Raw genomic sequence first — 17,355 nt, forward strand, 5'->3', positions numbered from 1 at the left:
TTAACTTGTACTATTATGAGCCTCTGGGTGCTTATCGGACTATACTTCGGATATATGACCATTAGAGATGACATTCGAAATGAAATGGAACGAAAGGCAAAGCAAAATAAAGAAAAACTTAGTCAAACACCACTCAGTCGAAAAAACAAATAGAACTCAAGGTGGCAGTACTTCTGTCACCTTTTTCAGAAAGGACAAACTATGCCAATTAAAGAGATCAGTATAGACATCGAAACTTATTGTGAAATTGACTTACGAAAATCTGGTGTCTATCGCTATGCGGAAGATGACAGTTTTGAAATCCTTTTGTTTGCGGTATCTGTCGATAATGGACCAGTTACTGTATATGACTTAACTAAAGAGAAATTTCCACAAGATATCCTTGAGGCCTTGGTGAATGATAGTGTCATAAAATGGGCATTCAACGCTTCATTTGAGCGAATTTGCATATCCAACTGGCTCAAGAAATATCATCCTGAATTCTTATCAGATGGATTTCTCTCGCCTAATTCATGGCGGTGTAGCATGATTTGGTCCGCATATTTAGGACTCCCACTTTCCTTAGAAGGGGTTGGAACAGTTCTCAAACTCAAAGACAAAAAGATGAGAGAGGGGGCTGACCTCATTCGCTACTTCTGCGTACCTTGTAAGCCTACCAAAGTCAATGAGGGACGAATTCGCAACTTTCCACATCACGCGCCTGACAAGTGGGCTACCTTTATCGATTACAACAGACGTGATGTTGAGGTCGAATTGGCCATCAAGGAACGACTGAAAAACTTCCCAGTACCTGATTTTGTTTGGGATGAGTACCTCCAGGATCAGATTATCAACGACCGAGGTATTGGCATAGATGTTGATTTTGTTAAAGCAGCAATCAAAATTGATACAGAGAGCAAAGCTCAAATCCAAGAGGAACTGAAAGCTTTAACAAGTCTAGAAAATCCCAACTCTGTTCTACAGATGATTGGCTGGCTACGTGAACATGGAGTAACTACAGATTCACTCGACAAAAAAGCGGTGAAAGAACTTCTCAAAATGGTTGATCATACGACTGCTCAAGTTCTTAAACTTCGTCAGCAAGCCGCCAAATCAAGTGTATCCAAATATCAAGCCATGATGAACTGTGTTTGTAAGGACGGTCGAGCAAGGGGGATGTTTCAATTTTACGGAGCTAACCGTACAGGTCGATGGGCTGGCCGTTTGGTACAGCTTCAGAATTTACCACAGAACCATCTTCCTGACCTAGAGGAAGCTAGAGAACTTTTCAGAACAGGTGACTTAGAAGCTACTGAGCTACTCTACGACACACAAGATACCTTATCTCAACTTATCCGAACGACCTTTGTCCCTAGTAAAGGAAAGAAATTCATTGTTTGCGACTTTTCAGCTATCGAAGCTCGAATCCTGTCCCACTTGGCAGGGGAGAGATGGCGTAGTAAGGTATTTGAACTGGGAAAAGACATCTACTGTATGTCCGCTTCTCAGATGTTTGGAGTACCAGTTGAAAAACACGGACAAAATTCTGAATTGAGACAAAAAGGGAAAATTGCGGAACTTGCTTGCGGATATGGTGGTTCAGTCGGTGCACTCAAAGCCATGGGAGCAATTGATATGGGACTATCGGAGGAAGAACTCCAACCACTAGTGAACTCTTGGCGACAAGCAAATCCCAATATCGTTCTCTTATGGTGGGATGTCGATAATGCTGTAAAGACTGCTGTAAAGGAACAAATTCCAACATCTACTCACGGTATTCAATTTGAAGTAAGAAGTGGCATTCTATTCATTACACTCCCATCTGGTCGTAAATTAGCATATATTAAACCAAGAATTGGAGAGAACCAGTTCGGTGGAGAGTCCGTCACTTATGAGGGAACTGGAACTGCTAAACGTTGGGAGAGGTTAGAAAGTTATGGTCCAAAATTTGTGGAGAACATTGTACAAGCTATCAGCCGTGACATTCTTGCATACTCTTTGAAACAACTGAAAGAGTTTAAAATTGTAGGACATGTACATGATGAAGTAATAATCGAATGCCCAATGGAACAAAAACTTGATGAGATTGCATTATTAATGGGGATTGCACCAGACTGGATGTCTGATATTAACCTTCGTGCCGATGGATACGAATGCATATTCTATCAGAAAGATTAGCAAAAAATCGCCACCTCACAATTGAGATGGCGATTCTGTTATTTATTTAATTCTTTGTAAAGCTCAAACCCTTCTTTCTTAGTATTATTGACTTTTTTATAGCCTGCAGATTTCTGAACTCCTAGTTTTTCAAAGATTTCCTTATTCTCATAACCATCAAATAGCATTTCCAAAATTTCTGGTGCTTGAAAGTTTGATTCTGCAAGTTTTGATTTCAAAAACTCAAATTGATCCATGAATAGATAAAGCTCAATCCCATCATCAATAACTGGTAAATCTTGTTTCTCTGTGAATGCTTCCCAGGATGAAACTTTAGGGGCATTTTTACTCGGCTTACGAAAATCTTTGAGATAATCATTAACTGAGTTGTTATACCACCAGACCATCTGTTCATAGTCCTCTTCTGCGACTGGAACAAAGGCAGTTAGTATTGAAATACCCATGATACGACATTGACGAAACGTGCCACGTAGCAAACCTGAATGATGTGAAGTCATGTAGTAATCCTGTACAAACATAGGTGCTAGTACTTCACTTTCAGTTGGATGTACTCCAGTTGATGAAGATTGAGCTTGGCAGTAGTTGAAAAAGTTGACATTGATTGTCATGATTGATTGGCTTTCCAGTTAATACCGAAAGCACACATGACAAATCAAGGCATGCAAAAAATATTCTTGACCGCATAGTTACTTTCCTCTATGTTATCGGTCAGCCAATTTCACAAGCTGAAATAGTTTCCCACCATCTCTACATCTGAAATTATGGTCATCGTCATGACTCCGTATTGACAGAAGGTGTTCTTGATAAGTCTAGTATAGTACCATTGAACGAAATGGTACACAGCAAAAAATGAGGGGTAGAACAGCTTCCCTCATTCAATAAAATCGTTAAAATCAGTGTTTTTGAAACTTCCTTTCACATACTTAACTTGATGACCTCCACTCTCAAATACACGCATAACAAACAAAAAAACACCCCTCAAAATTTGAAGGGTGTCGTTAAAATTATTTTTCCCAAAATTCAGGAATCTTCATCTCTATCAACTTCTGGTTGCATTCATAAGCTCCCAAATGATAGTAATATCTCAGCAACATCTTATAAGCACAATGAGTCGGCATCTCATCTCTAAATGTTGTACCACTCTTTTCAATCAACTTAAAGCTAAAGTCAGGATATAGCTTCATTCCAAGAGTAATCCCCATCATCTTTTCCAGTTTCCTACTCGCATCTCTTTGAGTTTCAAAACGCTGAATAGTAGATAAACTAACACCTGATGCCTCAGCAAGATCTTCTTGAGTGATGTTTTTGCGTGTACGATGGTAGATAAGCATGGCACAAAAGCCACTCGGCATCTCATCATTGATTCTGACTACCTCTTCAAATATTCGTCCACTATCTAGAATTATTGAACCATTAACAATATTGGTGAACTCAGAGAAATCCACCTCTATTTCAACCGTCGATTTTCCACGATACATCACATACTCATTAAAGATAGTGATCGATATAGACTTATTTTTATCTGTCTTATAGAAAATATCAAACAATAGGCAACACTCATCCATATGTTTGTATGCATAGTCTGTCATTTCGTAAATACCGTACTCCACCATGTTCACATATTGAGGATCATTCAAGCAAAAATGGTTATCCACATAAACATATCGACCTGAATCCATCAACTTCCTAAACTGTTCATTCTTCCAACTCAACAGACAAGCGTTGGGAAAGGCAATAGTGAAGCTTTTGTTTTCAGTCATAGCTTTAAGTTCACAACCATAGCTTCGTAGATATTCATCTCCAACGAAATTATAAATGCCTTCAAATTCATGATAGCCCAATTGTTGTAACCGAATTTTAGCCGCTAGGCGAGAGACCTGAAAGAATTCTGCGAGGTCATCTATGATTCTTTCAAACATGGTTAATTTCTCATCACTAGCATATTTTAAGGAGTAGTCTGTAAAGAGTTGATTGACCTTTTGCCTTGTCATGGACTTAGGCATCAGAATTCTAGCAGCAATTCCATTTGCCTGCCACTCCATCCAGTCATAGTCTCTCCACTCTGATGAACTAGAGATAGTGTTATCTCTTAGACTACTACTTCGTTTATGATTCTGATCAAATAGCATTTTATACTCATTATGATGACGATGGAGCAACCAGTGAACTGATTCATGGACTATTGTATTATTATAACTCCCTTGATTACGCAAGCAGATAACTTCGGGATCTACTAAAATAGTCTTTTTCTTCACGAGTCTTGATTCTGGAGTATCCTCATCATAAAATAGAACTTCTGTATCTTTGAAGACCATCTCTCCAAAAATGGAACTATCCTCTGTTAACTTACCCTCCATCTTAGTCAATCCGATATTGGCAAGATAGCCATCAATCGGCAAAGCCATGGGAGCTTCTAGTGCTTGAGGGTAATATTGCTTCAAAATTCCTTCCGCAATCTCATCCATATCCTTAGCTTTAATGTATGGAACAAATTCTGGACTAAGACCTAATTCACTATTATCATAATCTTTTGGATCAAAGGGATTAACCTGAAGAACTGTAAAATTATGTATTCCTTCATTCAACTCATACTCAACCGTCATTCTTAACCACAGATTGGCACTATCTATTTCATAGCCATACTTCGTCTGCCCCTTAATTTCAAGAGAAGCAATGACCTGAAGTTCAGAAACAATTATTCCGTCTCTAACTTTACGAGACAAGACTTTCTTTATCGCAAAATCATCCAACTTCTTAAAGTTTGGGTCTTCAACAGTATGTGACTTGACCGATATATAGGAACGGTGGTGGTAAATATAATTATCTACTGCTTTGAAAATATCGTTATAATAGTTTGATTGAAGCAATTTTTCGAATGAATTAAACGCCATATCCTGTTCTCCTAAAACATAGTGCTATCGAGATTTGAATTACAAACATACCTACTCTTTACTCTTGCTTTATATTATACACTATGATATAATTTTGTCAATCTATAAAATGACAAAAGGGGTGAGAAAATGTTTTCTGCCAGTAAGTTAAAAGAATATCGATTAACCAATCATCTATCCCAAACAGCTATCGCAAACGAACTAGGGGTCACAAGAGCCACACTGTCTGCTTGGGAGACAGGCAAAACTGTCCCTAATAAGAAACACCTCAAAGAACTGGCTCAAGTCCTCCATATAGAAGCAAGTAACCTTCAAGAAGAACATCCCCACCTCACCCTCTACAAACAACTCAACAAGACAAACAAAAAGAAGGTCGATGAGCTAACTCACAACCTTCTCATGGAACAAAAGGGTTCTGTTGCAAAGTTTTAAATAAAGAATAAAATCCCTTACGGTATCTATGATTTAAGCTGGGATTCCCAATAATACCTTGATTTCAGTACAGACCGAAAACCCGAAGAGAGTGCCTTCTTTTCGGGTTTTCTTATATAATCCTCGGATGGCTTCCATACCTTTAATCGTGGTAGAGGCAGTGCGTAAACTTCGATAGAATTTATTGCGTCTCTTTACTGGACGATGGTCTTGTTCAATCAAATTATTCAGGTATTTAATGGTACGATGTTCTGTCCCTTGATAAAAGCCGTATTCTTTTAGTTTCTTAAAGGCACTTGTAATAGAGGGGGCTTTATCTGTGACTACAACCTTCGGTTCATCAAACTGCTTCACTAACCGCTTAAGAAAAGCATAGGCTGCTTGTGTGTCCCGTTTTTTACGTAACCAAATATCCAAGGTTAAACCATCTGCATCGATGGCTCGATACAAATAATGCCATTTTCCTTTAATTTTGATGTACGTTTCATCCATTTTCCATGAATAAAAGGATTTTTTATTTTTCTTTTTCCAAATTTGATAGAGTAGTTTGCCATATTCTTGCACCCAACGATAAATCGTCGTATGAGAAACGTTAATGCCACGATCATATAAGATTTCTTGAACTTCACGATAGCTAAGGTTATAACGAAGATAGTAGCCCACGGCTACAATAATCACATCCTGCTGAAATTGCTTTCCTTTAAAATGATTCATCGTCATTCCTCCTGCTATCTTTTTCTATTATTCTACCTTATTTGATAGTAGATTTAAAACTTTGCAACAGAACCGGATTAGTCTCTGCCATTAGAAAATCCTTCACCAACGTAAGTTGGCAAAGATGCCAAGTTCACTTCCTAAGAAATATCTTTACCACCATTCCTAAAAAAAATTCAAAATCTTTCAGAGAAGCTGTTAAAGGAATTTTTAAGTTCACAGATATTAACTTAGCGCGTGAGGCTAAAAATCGATTGATTCATGATTATATCGATCAACCAAAATATTCAAAAGCTTGCGCATCATTGGATGATGGATTCGAAGACGCCTTTCAATATACCGTACAAGGAAATTCCCACAATCGACTAAAGAGTACCAATCTAATTGAACGACTGAATCAAGAAGTACGCAGAAGAGAAAAGATTATTCGCATCTTCCCCAATCAAACATCAGCCAATCGCTTAATTGGAGCCGTTCTTATGGACCTACATGATGAATGGATTTATTCTTCAAGAAAATACATCAATTTTGATAAGTAGAAATGGTAAAAACATTGTATAGCATTTTACACAGGAGTCTGGACTTGACTCACTTCCTTTATTATTTTTCATTTTTTTAAACTATTTAATACTAATGTCTTTTATAATAGCTTTTCATATATTATATAATCAATCTTTATAAGTCCTTTTATAAATTTCTTTTCTACCATTTTCGATAAATTCCTGTTTAATATTTTTAATTCCATAAACAATAGTTTCAATAGGATAATATTCTTCAACTATATCTTGATATTCTTTTGCTTTCTCAATATCTATATTTCCATACATTCTTAATATATCTTCTCCAAAATTTGTTCCTATTTCTTCTTCACTATCTTCAAGTAAGTATATAAAATCACAATATTCATCTATAATTCCAGAATCTCCAAAATCAATTATTCCAGTTAATCTATTATTGCCATCTAACAATAGATGATTACAACTAAAATCATTATGGCATAAACACTTTTTACCCTCAAAAACTGTTGTTGCATTTAGTCTTTCCATAAAACTTTCTATATAATCTTTTTCTATATCAGTTAAATCATTATAAATAGTTTCACGCAACAATATATACTCTTCTAATACATTTTGTTTATTATCAATAGTACATTCACTAATATCTGTATAATCTAAACCGTGCATTTGTCTTAAAAAACTGGCAATATCTCGTTTTAACAAATTTTGTTCTTCTTCTGACATAGTAGAATAAATTTCTGGTGTTAAAAAAGTTCCTTTAATTTCTTTATAACCTAGTATAGATAATTCATCACTAATATACGAATATTCAATATTAGGAATTTTTACATTAGTTTCTAAATTTGTATTTAAAAAATTATATATTGCTTTTTCTTTTGCATAACCTTTTTTCTTATTAGTACTAAATTTTGTTTTAAAAATGTATTCATTATTAACTAAATATGCCACACTATCATAACCACTACCGATTATTTCAATACTATCTACTTTGAAATTATCAAAGTAATGCTCAATTAAATATTTCATTGCCTTAACATTTGTGGCATTATCATCATATCTATATTCCATTAAATAACAATCTTCTTTTTTGCCCTCGTGTAATTCATGTTCTGGCAAATCTTCAATAATTCTAAAACCAGATTTTTGGTATGCCCTTATTGCTCTTGGATTATTTTTATGAGGGTCTAAAATAACTGCATTAGCATTTCTTTCTTTTTTCAAAAATTCAAAAATCAATTTAATATATCTTGTACCAATTCCTTTACTCCAATAATTTGGCTCTCCTATAAATTGATCCATACCATAGACTATCTCATCAGTTTTTGGATAATGATAATCAGTATATAACTCATCATACATTTTATATATTTGTCCATATCCAATAGGAACATTGTTATATTCAATAATTACTCTAAAAACTTCATCTTCCCAAGGCTCTGTATAATGTTTTTTTAATGATTCTAATGTATATTTTTTATCTCTACCACCATAAAATTCTAATACTCTTTCATCAGTTAACCATTTTAACATCAAAGGAAAATCATCATCTATTAAAGTTCTTATACATATTTCATTTTCAACTATATTCATTTATTTATCACCTTTTTCATAATCATATACATATACTATTTCATCTTTATAATCATTTTTACCACCTAATTTTTCATATACATGGCAAGCTCTAGGATTACCTTTATCAGTTATTAAAAACATTTCAGAACAACCAATCTCTTTAGAATATTCCTTAATAAAAGATAATAATTTTGAACCATAACCTTTGTCTTGATAGTTAGGTAACATTCCTATTGAGTGTAAATAAAACATTGTTTTTCCATCAGGTCTTAAAAGTGTATAGCAATATGCAAATCCTATAATTTTATTATTTTCTTTAGCTATAAACCCAAATGAACTGGTATCATTAAGAAATCCTTTTAAATTATCAATATCAAAAACCATATAGTACTTTTACAATTTTATCAAAAACGGTTTTATGTGTAAAAATAGTTAGTAAATCATATTTTCCAATTGAGTTACGAGGTAATATACCTCTAATTTCATTTATAACATCAGTACTTTCCATACATTTACACCCCTTGCTTATGGTTAATAATCTTTGCTAATCTTTAAAAATAGTCATTTTCAACATATTTTTTATACATGTCCTCGGTATATCTTGTTATGTTCTTACCATACTCTGGATAATCAAACCCCAGTAGTTCTGCTACCTCTTTGGACACTTCCCTGAACAATTGGTGGCATATAAATAATGACTTCCAAATATTTTCATAGGAATCCATGCGATATGTAGATAATAATCTATTCCATAGATCTTCATCAATGTATTTGTTAATATACTTATAATTTTTCCCAACACTTAATGAAAATTCTGTCTTTATCCCAACCTTCCACGACATCATCCTAAGTAGTTCAAACCGTAGAATCTGGTTCAGATGATCGATTGCAAACAGTATCTCTTTGCGGCACAATCCTTTAATAACATAAGGTGTTACATTCCAAAATTCATTGCAGCAATCATCATACTCCCTTGCGCTTGGCTTTCTTACATGATAATCTATATCAGTCGGAACTATGTCCCTTTTAATTCTACAATCTTTATCAATTAGAACCTTTATTAATTTATCGCCCTTTAGGTAATTATCTAACTCTTCCAAGGGCAATAAGGTAAGATCAATTTTATTGTAATCATCAAATAGCATAAGATAGGAAAATCCCTTTTCTTCAGGTGGGAATAATTCCATATCCTCCGGCTTTTGCATCATTATTATATTCCCAAATTGATTAAGCCAGTCATCATTAGATATAAACGGTTCTATATCACTTACAAAATATGTAATATCATAATCCTGAAATTCATCTTTAGGTATATTAATATTTGCGCGTGACCCCTCAAGGGTCACAATTCGAATACGTTCATCCTGTTCTGCTAAAGAAAGTACTAAATCCATCATTTCTTTTTCTGATCTCATTTACATACTCCTCGTTTATTTTTTCTATATTATTACATCTTCTTTTTTGCCGATACAATCAGCATCATTGGGCGTCGCATTTCATCCGCCATCCCCGGAATATCCATCATGTTCTCTGGCGGCTGTGGCTCCACAATCTGATTTATTATAAAACTATTTGAAAGCAGTGTATTTAGATATGTGGTCAGTGTTCTATGATATTTTGTAACCTTTTCTTCCAAAAACATAGCTGTCCGTTTGCCCTCATAATAATAATTGTCCACCGGGAAATGCAGTATTTCTCCTTTTTCGTTATAATACCAGTCTTGTGTTCCATGAGCAGTAAAAACAGGATGTTCAACTGTAAAAACTAAATTGCCACCAGCCTTCAGCATCCTATATATCTTTTTTATTAAATTCTCATAGTCTGCTACATAGTGAAATGCAAGTGAACTTAGTATTTAAGCAATTGCTTAATCGAGACTTGAGTGTGCAAGAGCAACCCTAGTGTTCGGTGAATATCCAAGGTACGCTTGTAGAATCCTTCTTCAACAATCAGATAGATGTCAGACGCATGGCTTTCAAAAACCACTTTTTTAATAATTTGTGTGCTTAAATGGTAAGGAATATTCCCAACAATTTTATACCTCTGTTTGTTAGGGAATTGAAACTGTAGAATATCTTGGTGAATTAAAGTGACACGAGTATTCAGTTTTAATTTTTCTGACGATAAGTTGAATAGATGACTGTCTAATTCAATAGACGTTACCTGTTTACTTATTTTAGCCAGTTTCGTCGTTAAATGCCCTTTACCTGTTCCAATTTCGTAAACGGTATCGGTTTCTTTTAAATTCAATTGTTTTATTATTTGGTTGAGTACTTTTTCACTCGTTAAAAAGTTTTGAGAATATTTTATATTTTTGTTCATGTAATCTCTCCTGAAGTGATTACATCTATAAACAAATACAGAAGTTAAACGATTTGTTTGTAATTTTAGTTATCTGTTTAAAAAGTCATAAGATTAGTCACTGGTAGGAATTAATCTAACGTATTTATTTATCTGCGTAATCACTGTTTTTAGTCTGTTTCAAAACAGTAGATGTTTTATCTACATTACGCATTTGGAATACCAACATGACGAATCCCTCCTTCTTAATTACAAATTTTTAGCATCTAATTTAACTTCAATTCCTATTATACAAAATTTTAAGATAATGCACTATCAACACACTCTTAAGTTTGCTTCTAAGTCTTATTTCCATAACTTCTTTTACGTTTCCGCCATTCTTTGCTGTTTCGATTTTTATGATATGGTGCAAGTCAGCACGAACACGAACCGTCTTATCTCCCATTATATCTTTTTTTGCACTGATTGGTGTATCATTTCGTTTTTCTTTTTGTGCGCCTAAATTTCCCACAATCACTCACTTCTTTCTATTTCTTCTTATTCTTATTTTATCATCAACAATCACAAATCACTTGTGATTTGTGATAAGTGATTTGTGATAAGTGATTTGTGATTAATATATAAAAGCCCTCTTTAAAGGGCTTTTATGTTTATTTTGAGAAAGATATAAAATCAATATATCCCTTTTCTCCGATTTTTACAACGGCATTGTAGGACTTTCTATCTTTCGTTTTGATTCCTTTTACCAGGGTTTCTTTTCCCTCTAGTAATTCTTTTACATTTGTTTTGGTGAGTTTTTTCTTTCTAAAATGTTCAGCTAAAGTGAAGGTACATTCAGGATAATTTGAACAACCATAAAACGATTTTTTTAATACAATATTGTTGCCACACTTAGGACATTTTCCTACAAGGGGTCCCGAGCGCTTAGTGGGAATTTGTACCCCTTATCGATACAAATTCCCCGTAGGCGCTAGGGACCTCTTTAGCTCCTTGGAAGCTGTCAGTAGTATACCTAATAATTTATCTACATTCCCTTTAGTAACGTGTAACTTTCCAAATTTACAAAAGCGACTCATAGAATTATTTCCTCCCGTTAAATAATAGATAACTATTAAAAATAGACAATACTTGCTCATAAGTAACGGTACTTAAATTGTTTACTTTGGCGTGTTTCATTGCTTGATGAAACTGATTTTTAGTAAACAGTTGACGATATTCTCGATTGACCCATTTTGAAACAAAGTACGTATATAGCTTCCAATATTTATCTGGAACATCTGTGGTATGGCGGGTAAGTTTTATTAAGACACTGTTTACTTTTGGTTTAGGATGAAAGCATTCCGCTGGCAGCTTAAGCAATTGCTGAATCGAGACTTGAGTGTGCAAGAGCAACCCTAGTGTTCGGTGAATATCCAAGGTACGCTTGTAGAATCCTTCTTCAACAATCAGATAGATGTCAGACGCATGGCTTTCAAAAACCACTTTTTTAATAATTTGTGTGCTTAAATGGTAAGGAATATTCCCAACAATTTTATACCTCTGTTTGTTAGGGAATTGAAACTGTAGAATATCTTGGTGAATTAAAGTGACACGAGTATTCAGTTTTAATTTTTCTGACGATAAGTTGAATAGATGACTGTCTAATTCAATAGACGTTACCTGTTTACTTATTTTAGCCAGTTTCGTCGTTAAATGCCCTTTACCTGTTCCAATTTCGTAAACGGTATCGGTTTCTTTTAAATTCAATTGTTTTATTATTTGGTTGAGTACTTTTTCACTCGTTAAAAAGTTTTGAGAATATTTTATATTTTTGTTCATGTAATCTCTCCTGAAGTGATTACATCTATAAACAAATACAGAAGTTAAACGATTTGTTTGTAATTTTAGTTATCTGTTTAAAAAGTCATAAGATTAGTCACTGGTAGGAATTAATCTAACGTATTTATTTATCTGCGTAATCACTGTTTTTAGTCTGTTTCAAAACAGTAGATGTTTTATCTACATTACGCATTTTGAATACCAACATGACGAATCCCTCCTTCTTAATTACAAATTTTTAGCATCTAATTTAACTTCAATTTATAGTATAACACAACAAGATGATATGTTCAATATAAAAGTTATGGAATGAGTCTCATACTTCCAATTCGATGCCAGATTTAAAGGATATGACGAAGTGTTCTTCATAGACTGTAACGCTCTGGATTATCTTCCTTAGTAGCAAGCGATTAGCTTTCACAAAATCTTCTGTTTGTAGTTTTAAAAATTCATCAGGATTTTCTAACTCAACCTCAAAATATTTCATTTTACATTCCCTCATTTCATTTATTGATAAATTGAGTTTACAAAAAAGAGTGGACAATTTTTGTCTACTCTTAACCTTTAAAATAGTTTTTTTTAATCGATTTGAAGTTGCCTAAATTATTACTTATTCGGTAAAATGAAGTATTGCTTTCAACAGATTTCCTTCAACTACACTTCACTTGATTCAAACAAGGTGGGTACATTTCTATTCCCACAAACTCCTTGTCAATGGAAACAAACACGTACCCACAGGGTAAATGGAAATAGAAACTGATAATTTCTAGCTATCACTTCTACTCATTCCAAAAATTTTCTCACTCTGATACTTACCCACCATAAAGCAAAAAGCCTTGCAACAAAGGCTTTTCATTATCCCTTTCGTTCCAAGGTTTCTAGGCTTTTACGAGCAGTGCGACACACTCGACGTGATGCGTATTCGGAAATAAATCAGTCGGCTGTACCTTCGTCAATTTGTACCCCAATTCCTCATAAAGTTTAATATCACGCGCCATCGTTGCCACATTACAGGAGATATAGACGATTTTCTCTGGTTTTACAGAAGTACTTGCTTTGATAAAACTTTCTGTCAAGCCTTTTCTCGGCGGGTCGACAAAAATCACAGTTGGTTTGATGCCGTCTGCCACCCATTTTTGCATGGCAGACTCAGCACTATCACAGACGTAGGTCACATTGTCAATCCCATTTCGAGCAGCATTCTTCTGACTATCAAGGACAGCCTTTTCAACGACTTCTACACCGTAAACATGCTTAACTTGTTTTGCAAAGGAGAGACCAATTGTCCCAATACCTGAATAGGTATCAATCACGACATCATCTGCCGACAATTCTGCGAAATCAATGGCGGTCTGATAGAGTTTTTCAGCCATTTCAGTATTAACTTGATAGAATGACGGAGCTGAAATCTCAAATTCATTGCCCAACATAGTGTCGACAATGGTCTCACTGCCATGCAAAAGCCGGAATTCTTGACCGAATATAGCATTGGTATTCTGGTCATTAATATTCTGAACGATAGAAACAAGATTTGGAAATTGGCTTGTCAAACGCTCAATAAGGGTTTCAACACGGAAAATCTTCGGACGAGTCGTAACTAAAACTAGCATCAACTGACCTGAATAATGACCACGACGAACAACAATATTTCTCACAAGTCCTGTCTGTTCTTTCTCATCGTAAGGCTTCAAGTCTAATTTTCTCAAGAGGTCACGTGTCGCTAGAACCAAGGCATCAATTTCCTTATGTTGAATGTAAAAATCCTCAATCGGAACTAAATCATGTGAATTTTTTCGGAAGAATCCTGTTTCTAACTGCCCATTCACACGACGAACTGGAACAGCTGCCTTATTACGATAAGCAAGAGGATTGTCCATTCCCAACGTATCTGCTACTTCTATTTCTGAAATACCCGCAATCTTACGTAGACTATTCTCAACTTGTTTTTTCTTAAAAGCTAGTTGGGCTGGATAAGTGAGATGCCCCAAGTCAGCAATACCTGTTCTTAGATAGGTCAAATCCAAGTCCTGATTACGGTCTTTTGAGAAGCTCTGCCATTGCTCCACCTTACCAAAACCAATATTTTTCTTAAGTTTTAAGATGCGCATAGAAATTTTCTCGCCTGGAAGAGCATTGTCTACAAAGAAGACAAAACCATCAATTTTTGCCACACCCTGCCCCTCATGTGTCAAATCTACAACTTCTACTTCGACAATATCGTTTTTCTTTAACATAATTCTACTTTCTATTTTTGGACCACTAAAAAAGTGACCGAAGTCACTTCTAGTATACCATATTTCTTAACGCAGGCCTAACTCAGCCAAGCGCTGCTGGTATTTTTCAAAATCAACACGAAGAGCCATACCACCATACATATCATAGTCGTCAATCCAGTCTCCATATTCTGGGATTGTAACACGTTCGATACCATTTGCCGCATCCAATAGAAGGCCTGGTCCCTGTAGCCACATAAAGCTTTGTGGCACTGTTGTCGGAGTCATGGCCACAACCTTACCTATAGCTTCGGAACCAGAGAATAGTTTCATTGGATTTTTAGCTTGTGTCATAACAGCAGATAACACTTCCTGTTGACGTCTCGTACGACCAAAATCACCTTCATCATCCGAACGATAGCGCGCGTAGTTAAGCAAGGTCTTACCATCCATCTGCTGTACACCAACCTGAATCGTTTGATAAGCAGGAGCATTTTCTTCCAGCTGTAAATCATTCGGCACTTCTACTGAGCTAACGACTTCACCATTAATAGTTGAAAACTGTGCATCAATCGTTACGCCCTCAGGGAAAAGTGTATCAATCGTTGTCGCAAAGGTTGCAAAATCCACCATCGCATAGTACTTGATATCAATGTCAAAATTATTCTTCAACGCCTTCCGAACTTCTTCAGCCCCTTGCTGATTATCCTGTTCTCCCAAAGTATAGGCAGTATTGAGTTTATATTCATATCCCTCAATATCCACCAAGGTATCCCGCATAAAGCTAACAAGTTTGACTTTGTTATCTGTGTTATTCACATTTAGAACCATGATGGTATCCGTTCGAGTTTCACCTGAACTTTCGCCAACACGACCGTCTGTTCCCAAAATTAAAATATTTGTCCCATTCGATGTATCTACGCCGTTGAAGACCTCAGCTACCGGCTTCTCGCTCACGCTATTCATACCTTTGAAGAAATTATAGCCCATCGCTACAATCACTAGCGCTATAGCAAGCAATACGAAACCAATAAAGCGCTTGAAACCACCCTTTTTACGTGCTTTTTTAGGTTTAGGTACTTTCGCTTTGGGCTCGATACGAGGAGACTGAAACCGTTGAGGTTTGGCTTGTCTTGTTTTTCTAGATTTACGTTCAGGATAGCGAGGCAACAATTCCTCTTGCTCATCATCCTCTTCAAAATAATCTTCCTCGAAGTCATCTTCATAAGCCGTTGGTGTGAAGCTACGTAGAGATTGTCTTGGACTTCCATGCCGTTCTCTCAGCTCTTTTTTATATAATAGATAATCCAACTCGCGACTTTCTTTGTCATTTAAGTAGTGGATATTTTTTTGCAAATAATCTAACCTCAATTGTTCATGATGGGTTAGGATATTATTGTTTTTATTCATCTGTCTTCATCCTAGCTGGTCATATAGACCAGGTAATTCCCTAGTACTTTATAGGTTATATCTAAACTAGTCAATTCATTTTGAGAATAGGCTAATAATTCCTCAGACTGATTGTCCAGATCCAGTATGAAAAAATACTCACCCAAAGCCGTTTTCAGGGGTCGGCTTTCTATTTTTGTTAAGCTGATTCCTCTCCATGAGAAAACAGACATGGCCTTATACAAGGCTCCTGGCAGGTTATCTGGCAATGTCAGTGCAAGACTGACTTTTTTAGCTACTTGTTCCAGGGCAATAGACGGAGCCTTATCCCCCAAAATCCAAAAACGTGTAAAATTTTCACTGATTTCCTGGATATCTTGCGCAATTACTTCCAGTCCATATTCAACTGCTGCCGCTTGCGGAGCAATTGCCGCGAATGGTTGTTCAGGGTGTTCTGCCACAAAGCGAGCAGCATAGGCTGTACTAGCTGTTATTTCAATACGAGCCTGAGGAAAATGTTCCTGAATATATTTCTTCCCCTGAGCAATTGCCTGCGGATGAGAATAGATAACCTCTACAGCCTTATCGGCACTCGTGGCTAACAGTTGTTGGGCAATCGGTTGAACAATCTCTGCAACCGCATGAATCTCCGCCTGATGAAAGAGATAGTCAATCGTTTCATGAACACTACCTTCAATCGAGTTCTCTACTGGAATAACGGAATAGGTAACTTCCCCCGTTTCGTAGGCCTTGATAACCTCTGTAATCGTCTCAAAAGCCTGCAAATCCGCAGTCGGAAAGGCCTGCTGGGCCACTTGATGTGTAAAAGAACCACGAGGTCCTAGATAGGCTACTTGCATAAAATTTTCCTTGCTACTTGTTCTGGACTTAAATCATCCGTATTGATGACGGTATCAGCCAATCCTTGATAGAGGGACATTCGCTCTTGATAGATGGTTTCAAATTCGTCCTTACTATGTTGCAAAAAGAGGGGACGTTTAGATTGTTTGTCCTGGCTAATTCGTCCATAGGCAACTTCAAACGATGCAGTCAATAAGACATTATTATCCTTATTTTCTTGCAACAACTGACGATTTTCCTCGGATTTGACCACCCCGCCACCTGTTGACACAAGGCAATCAGCAGGCAAGGTCAACAATTCTTTCAAGACTTCCGTTTCAACTTGACGAAAGGCTGCTTCACCTTCAAGACTGAAATAGTCAGCAATAGGCCTACCAATCCGTTCTTCAATGATATGGTCCATATCGTAAACGGGGAGATTTAACAAATGTGCTGTTGTTGTTTTTCCAACTCCCATAAATCCAAGTAAAACGATTGGCATACGTTCTC

General features: G+C 35.9%; 17 protein-coding genes and 5 pseudogenes. 3 read left to right on the forward strand and 19 right to left on the reverse strand.

The genetic code is table 11. The annotated features are described in order from the left end of the window. Nucleotides 1-201: 201 nt before the first annotated feature. Nucleotides 202-2,157, forward strand: a complete 1,956-nt coding sequence (locus tag P7J58_RS04145; protein ID WP_024411459.1) for a DNA polymerase — start codon at nucleotides 202-204, stop codon at nucleotides 2,155-2,157. Between the two features lie 38 nt (nucleotides 2,158-2,195). Here the strand turns inward: P7J58_RS04145 and P7J58_RS04150 are convergent, their stop codons facing one another. Both P7J58_RS04150 and P7J58_RS04155 read right to left on the reverse strand, forming a co-directional pair. Further along, entirely contained in the window at nucleotides 2,196-2,765 is a 570-nt protein-coding gene (locus P7J58_RS04150; protein WP_024376920.1) for a hypothetical protein, read from the reverse strand. 396 nt (nucleotides 2,766-3,161) lie between these two features. Continuing rightward, the gene (locus P7J58_RS04155) at nucleotides 3,162-5,048 is read right to left on the reverse strand and encodes an XRE family transcriptional regulator (protein WP_024376919.1); all 1,887 of its coding nucleotides are present in this window, start codon (nucleotides 5,046-5,048) and stop codon (nucleotides 3,162-3,164) included. A gap of 129 nt (nucleotides 5,049-5,177) precedes the next feature. Between P7J58_RS04155 and P7J58_RS04160 the strand changes: the two genes are divergently transcribed. After that, nucleotides 5,178-5,480, forward strand: coding sequence for a helix-turn-helix transcriptional regulator (locus tag P7J58_RS04160; RefSeq protein WP_029743928.1), 303 nt, complete (start codon nucleotides 5,178-5,180; stop codon nucleotides 5,478-5,480). Nucleotides 5,481-5,513: 33 nt separating this feature from the next. On the opposite strand, the gene P7J58_RS04165 is transcribed toward P7J58_RS04160, so the two are convergent. Further along, complete coding sequence (locus tag P7J58_RS04165; RefSeq protein WP_001015311.1) at nucleotides 5,514-6,194, reverse strand: IS6-like element IS1216 family transposase; 681 nt, start codon at nucleotides 6,192-6,194, stop codon at nucleotides 5,514-5,516. Between the two features lie 74 nt (nucleotides 6,195-6,268). Between P7J58_RS04165 and P7J58_RS04170 the strand changes: the two are divergent. Beyond that, nucleotides 6,269-6,733: pseudogene (locus P7J58_RS04170) on the forward strand (transposase); the annotation flags it as partial. 129 nt (nucleotides 6,734-6,862) lie between these two features. On the opposite strand, the gene aph(2'')-Ia reads toward P7J58_RS04170, so the two are convergent. From aph(2'')-Ia to P7J58_RS04250, 16 genes and pseudogenes are all read right to left on the reverse strand, one after another. After that, nucleotides 6,863-8,302: an aminoglycoside O-phosphotransferase APH(2'')-Ia gene (aph(2'')-Ia, locus tag P7J58_RS04175; RefSeq protein WP_001028144.1), complete on the reverse strand. Its 1,440-nt coding sequence runs from the start codon at nucleotides 8,300-8,302 to the stop codon at nucleotides 6,863-6,865. Beyond that, complete coding sequence (locus P7J58_RS04180; RefSeq protein WP_002303448.1) at nucleotides 8,303-8,668, reverse strand: GNAT family N-acetyltransferase; 366 nt, start codon at nucleotides 8,666-8,668, stop codon at nucleotides 8,303-8,305. Nucleotide 8,669: 1 nt separating this feature from the next. After that, nucleotides 8,670-8,792: pseudogene (locus P7J58_RS04185) on the reverse strand (adenine phosphoribosyltransferase); the annotation flags it as partial. Nucleotides 8,793-8,835: 43 nt separating this feature from the next. Beyond that, entirely contained in the window at nucleotides 8,836-9,699 is an 864-nt protein-coding gene (locus P7J58_RS04190) for an aminoglycoside nucleotidyltransferase ANT(6)-Ia (protein ID WP_002294505.1), read from the reverse strand. A gap of 32 nt (nucleotides 9,700-9,731) precedes the next feature. Continuing rightward, nucleotides 9,732-10,139: pseudogene (locus P7J58_RS04195) on the reverse strand (methyltransferase domain-containing protein); the annotation flags it as partial. Next, nucleotides 10,139-10,606, reverse strand: a pseudogene (locus tag P7J58_RS04200) (rRNA adenine N-6-methyltransferase family protein); the annotation flags it as partial. The pseudogenes P7J58_RS04195 and P7J58_RS04200, both read right to left, overlap by 1 nt. Nucleotides 10,607-10,730: 124 nt before the next feature. Then, on the reverse strand, nucleotides 10,731-10,814 hold the full coding sequence (locus P7J58_RS04205; RefSeq protein WP_001814874.1) for a 23S rRNA methyltransferase attenuation leader peptide: 84 nt from the start codon (nucleotides 10,812-10,814) through the stop codon (nucleotides 10,731-10,733). A gap of 48 nt (nucleotides 10,815-10,862) precedes the next feature. Continuing rightward, nucleotides 10,863-11,102 (reverse strand): peptide-binding protein, encoded by a 240-nt coding sequence (locus tag P7J58_RS04210; protein WP_000635249.1) that lies wholly within the window; start codon nucleotides 11,100-11,102, stop codon nucleotides 10,863-10,865. A 133-nt stretch (nucleotides 11,103-11,235) separates the two neighbouring features. Beyond that, nucleotides 11,236-11,496, reverse strand: a pseudogene (locus P7J58_RS04215) (topoisomerase DNA-binding C4 zinc finger domain-containing protein); the annotation flags it as partial. 169 nt (nucleotides 11,497-11,665) lie between these two features. Beyond that, complete coding sequence (gene erm(B), locus P7J58_RS04220) at nucleotides 11,666-12,403, reverse strand: 23S rRNA (adenine(2058)-N(6))-methyltransferase Erm(B) (protein WP_002321849.1); 738 nt, start codon at nucleotides 12,401-12,403, stop codon at nucleotides 11,666-11,668. A gap of 124 nt (nucleotides 12,404-12,527) precedes the next feature. Next, nucleotides 12,528-12,611, reverse strand: coding sequence for a 23S rRNA methyltransferase attenuation leader peptide (locus P7J58_RS04225; protein ID WP_013641314.1), 84 nt, complete (start codon nucleotides 12,609-12,611; stop codon nucleotides 12,528-12,530). 108 nt (nucleotides 12,612-12,719) lie between these two features. Then, the gene (locus P7J58_RS04230) at nucleotides 12,720-12,890 is read right to left on the reverse strand and encodes a hypothetical protein (protein ID WP_002941306.1); all 171 of its coding nucleotides are present in this window, start codon (nucleotides 12,888-12,890) and stop codon (nucleotides 12,720-12,722) included. Between the two features lie 391 nt (nucleotides 12,891-13,281). Continuing rightward, on the reverse strand, nucleotides 13,282-14,637 hold the full coding sequence (gene rlmD, locus P7J58_RS04235) for a 23S rRNA (uracil(1939)-C(5))-methyltransferase RlmD (protein ID WP_408555825.1): 1,356 nt from the start codon (nucleotides 14,635-14,637) through the stop codon (nucleotides 13,282-13,284). Nucleotides 14,638-14,703: 66 nt separating this feature from the next. Continuing rightward, complete coding sequence (locus P7J58_RS04240; protein ID WP_029173194.1) at nucleotides 14,704-16,026, reverse strand: LCP family protein; 1,323 nt, start codon at nucleotides 16,024-16,026, stop codon at nucleotides 14,704-14,706. 11 nt (nucleotides 16,027-16,037) lie between these two features. Further along, nucleotides 16,038-16,865, reverse strand: a complete 828-nt coding sequence (gene pheA, locus P7J58_RS04245) for a prephenate dehydratase (RefSeq protein ID WP_024409584.1) — start codon at nucleotides 16,863-16,865, stop codon at nucleotides 16,038-16,040. After that, nucleotides 16,856-17,347 carry a shikimate kinase gene (locus tag P7J58_RS04250; protein ID WP_408555826.1) on the reverse strand — a complete coding sequence of 164 codons (492 nt, stop codon included), beginning with the start codon at nucleotides 17,345-17,347 and terminating at the stop codon, nucleotides 16,856-16,858. The genes pheA and P7J58_RS04250 overlap by 10 nt, the downstream gene beginning before the upstream one ends. Nucleotides 17,348-17,355: the final 8 nt, after the last annotated feature.

Source organism: Streptococcus suis, assembly GCF_046032535.1.
GTDB classification, from domain to species: Bacteria; Bacillota; Bacilli; order Lactobacillales; family Streptococcaceae; genus Streptococcus; species Streptococcus suis_AK.

Excerpts from the sequence above, each read along its gene's own strand:
- P7J58_RS04230 (WP_002941306.1), bottom strand. The coding sequence starts at position 12,890 with ATGAAATATTTTGAGGTTGAGTTAGAAAATCCTGATGAATTTTTAAAA.
- P7J58_RS04165 (WP_001015311.1), bottom strand. The coding sequence starts at position 6,194 with ATGAATCATTTTAAAGGAAAGCAATTTCAGCAGGATGTGATTATTGTA.
- P7J58_RS04225 (WP_013641314.1), bottom strand. The coding sequence starts at position 12,611 with ATGTTGGTATTCAAAATGCGTAATGTAGATAAAACATCTACTGTTTTG.
- P7J58_RS04155 (WP_024376919.1), bottom strand. The coding sequence starts at position 5,048 with ATGGCGTTTAATTCATTCGAAAAATTGCTTCAATCAAACTATTATAAC.
- pheA (WP_024409584.1), bottom strand. The coding sequence starts at position 16,865 with ATGCAAGTAGCCTATCTAGGACCTCGTGGTTCTTTTACACATCAAGTG.
- P7J58_RS04180 (WP_002303448.1), bottom strand. The coding sequence starts at position 8,668 with ATGGTTTTTGATATTGATAATTTAAAAGGATTTCTTAATGATACCAGT.
- P7J58_RS04250 (WP_408555826.1), bottom strand. The coding sequence starts at position 17,347 with ATGCCAATCGTTTTACTTGGATTTATGGGAGTTGGAAAAACAACAACA.
- P7J58_RS04240 (WP_029173194.1), bottom strand. The coding sequence starts at position 16,026 with ATGAATAAAAACAATAATATCCTAACCCATCATGAACAATTGAGGTTA.
- P7J58_RS04150 (WP_024376920.1), bottom strand. The coding sequence starts at position 2,765 with ATGACAATCAATGTCAACTTTTTCAACTACTGCCAAGCTCAATCTTCA.
- rlmD (WP_408555825.1), bottom strand. The coding sequence starts at position 14,637 with ATGTTAAAGAAAAACGATATTGTCGAAGTAGAAGTTGTAGATTTGACA.
- P7J58_RS04145 (WP_024411459.1), top strand. The coding sequence starts at position 202 with ATGCCAATTAAAGAGATCAGTATAGACATCGAAACTTATTGTGAAATT.
- P7J58_RS04160 (WP_029743928.1), top strand. The coding sequence starts at position 5,178 with ATGTTTTCTGCCAGTAAGTTAAAAGAATATCGATTAACCAATCATCTA.
- P7J58_RS04190 (WP_002294505.1), bottom strand. The coding sequence starts at position 9,699 with ATGAGATCAGAAAAAGAAATGATGGATTTAGTACTTTCTTTAGCAGAA.
- P7J58_RS04205 (WP_001814874.1), bottom strand. The coding sequence starts at position 10,814 with ATGTTGGTATTCCAAATGCGTAATGTAGATAAAACATCTACTGTTTTG.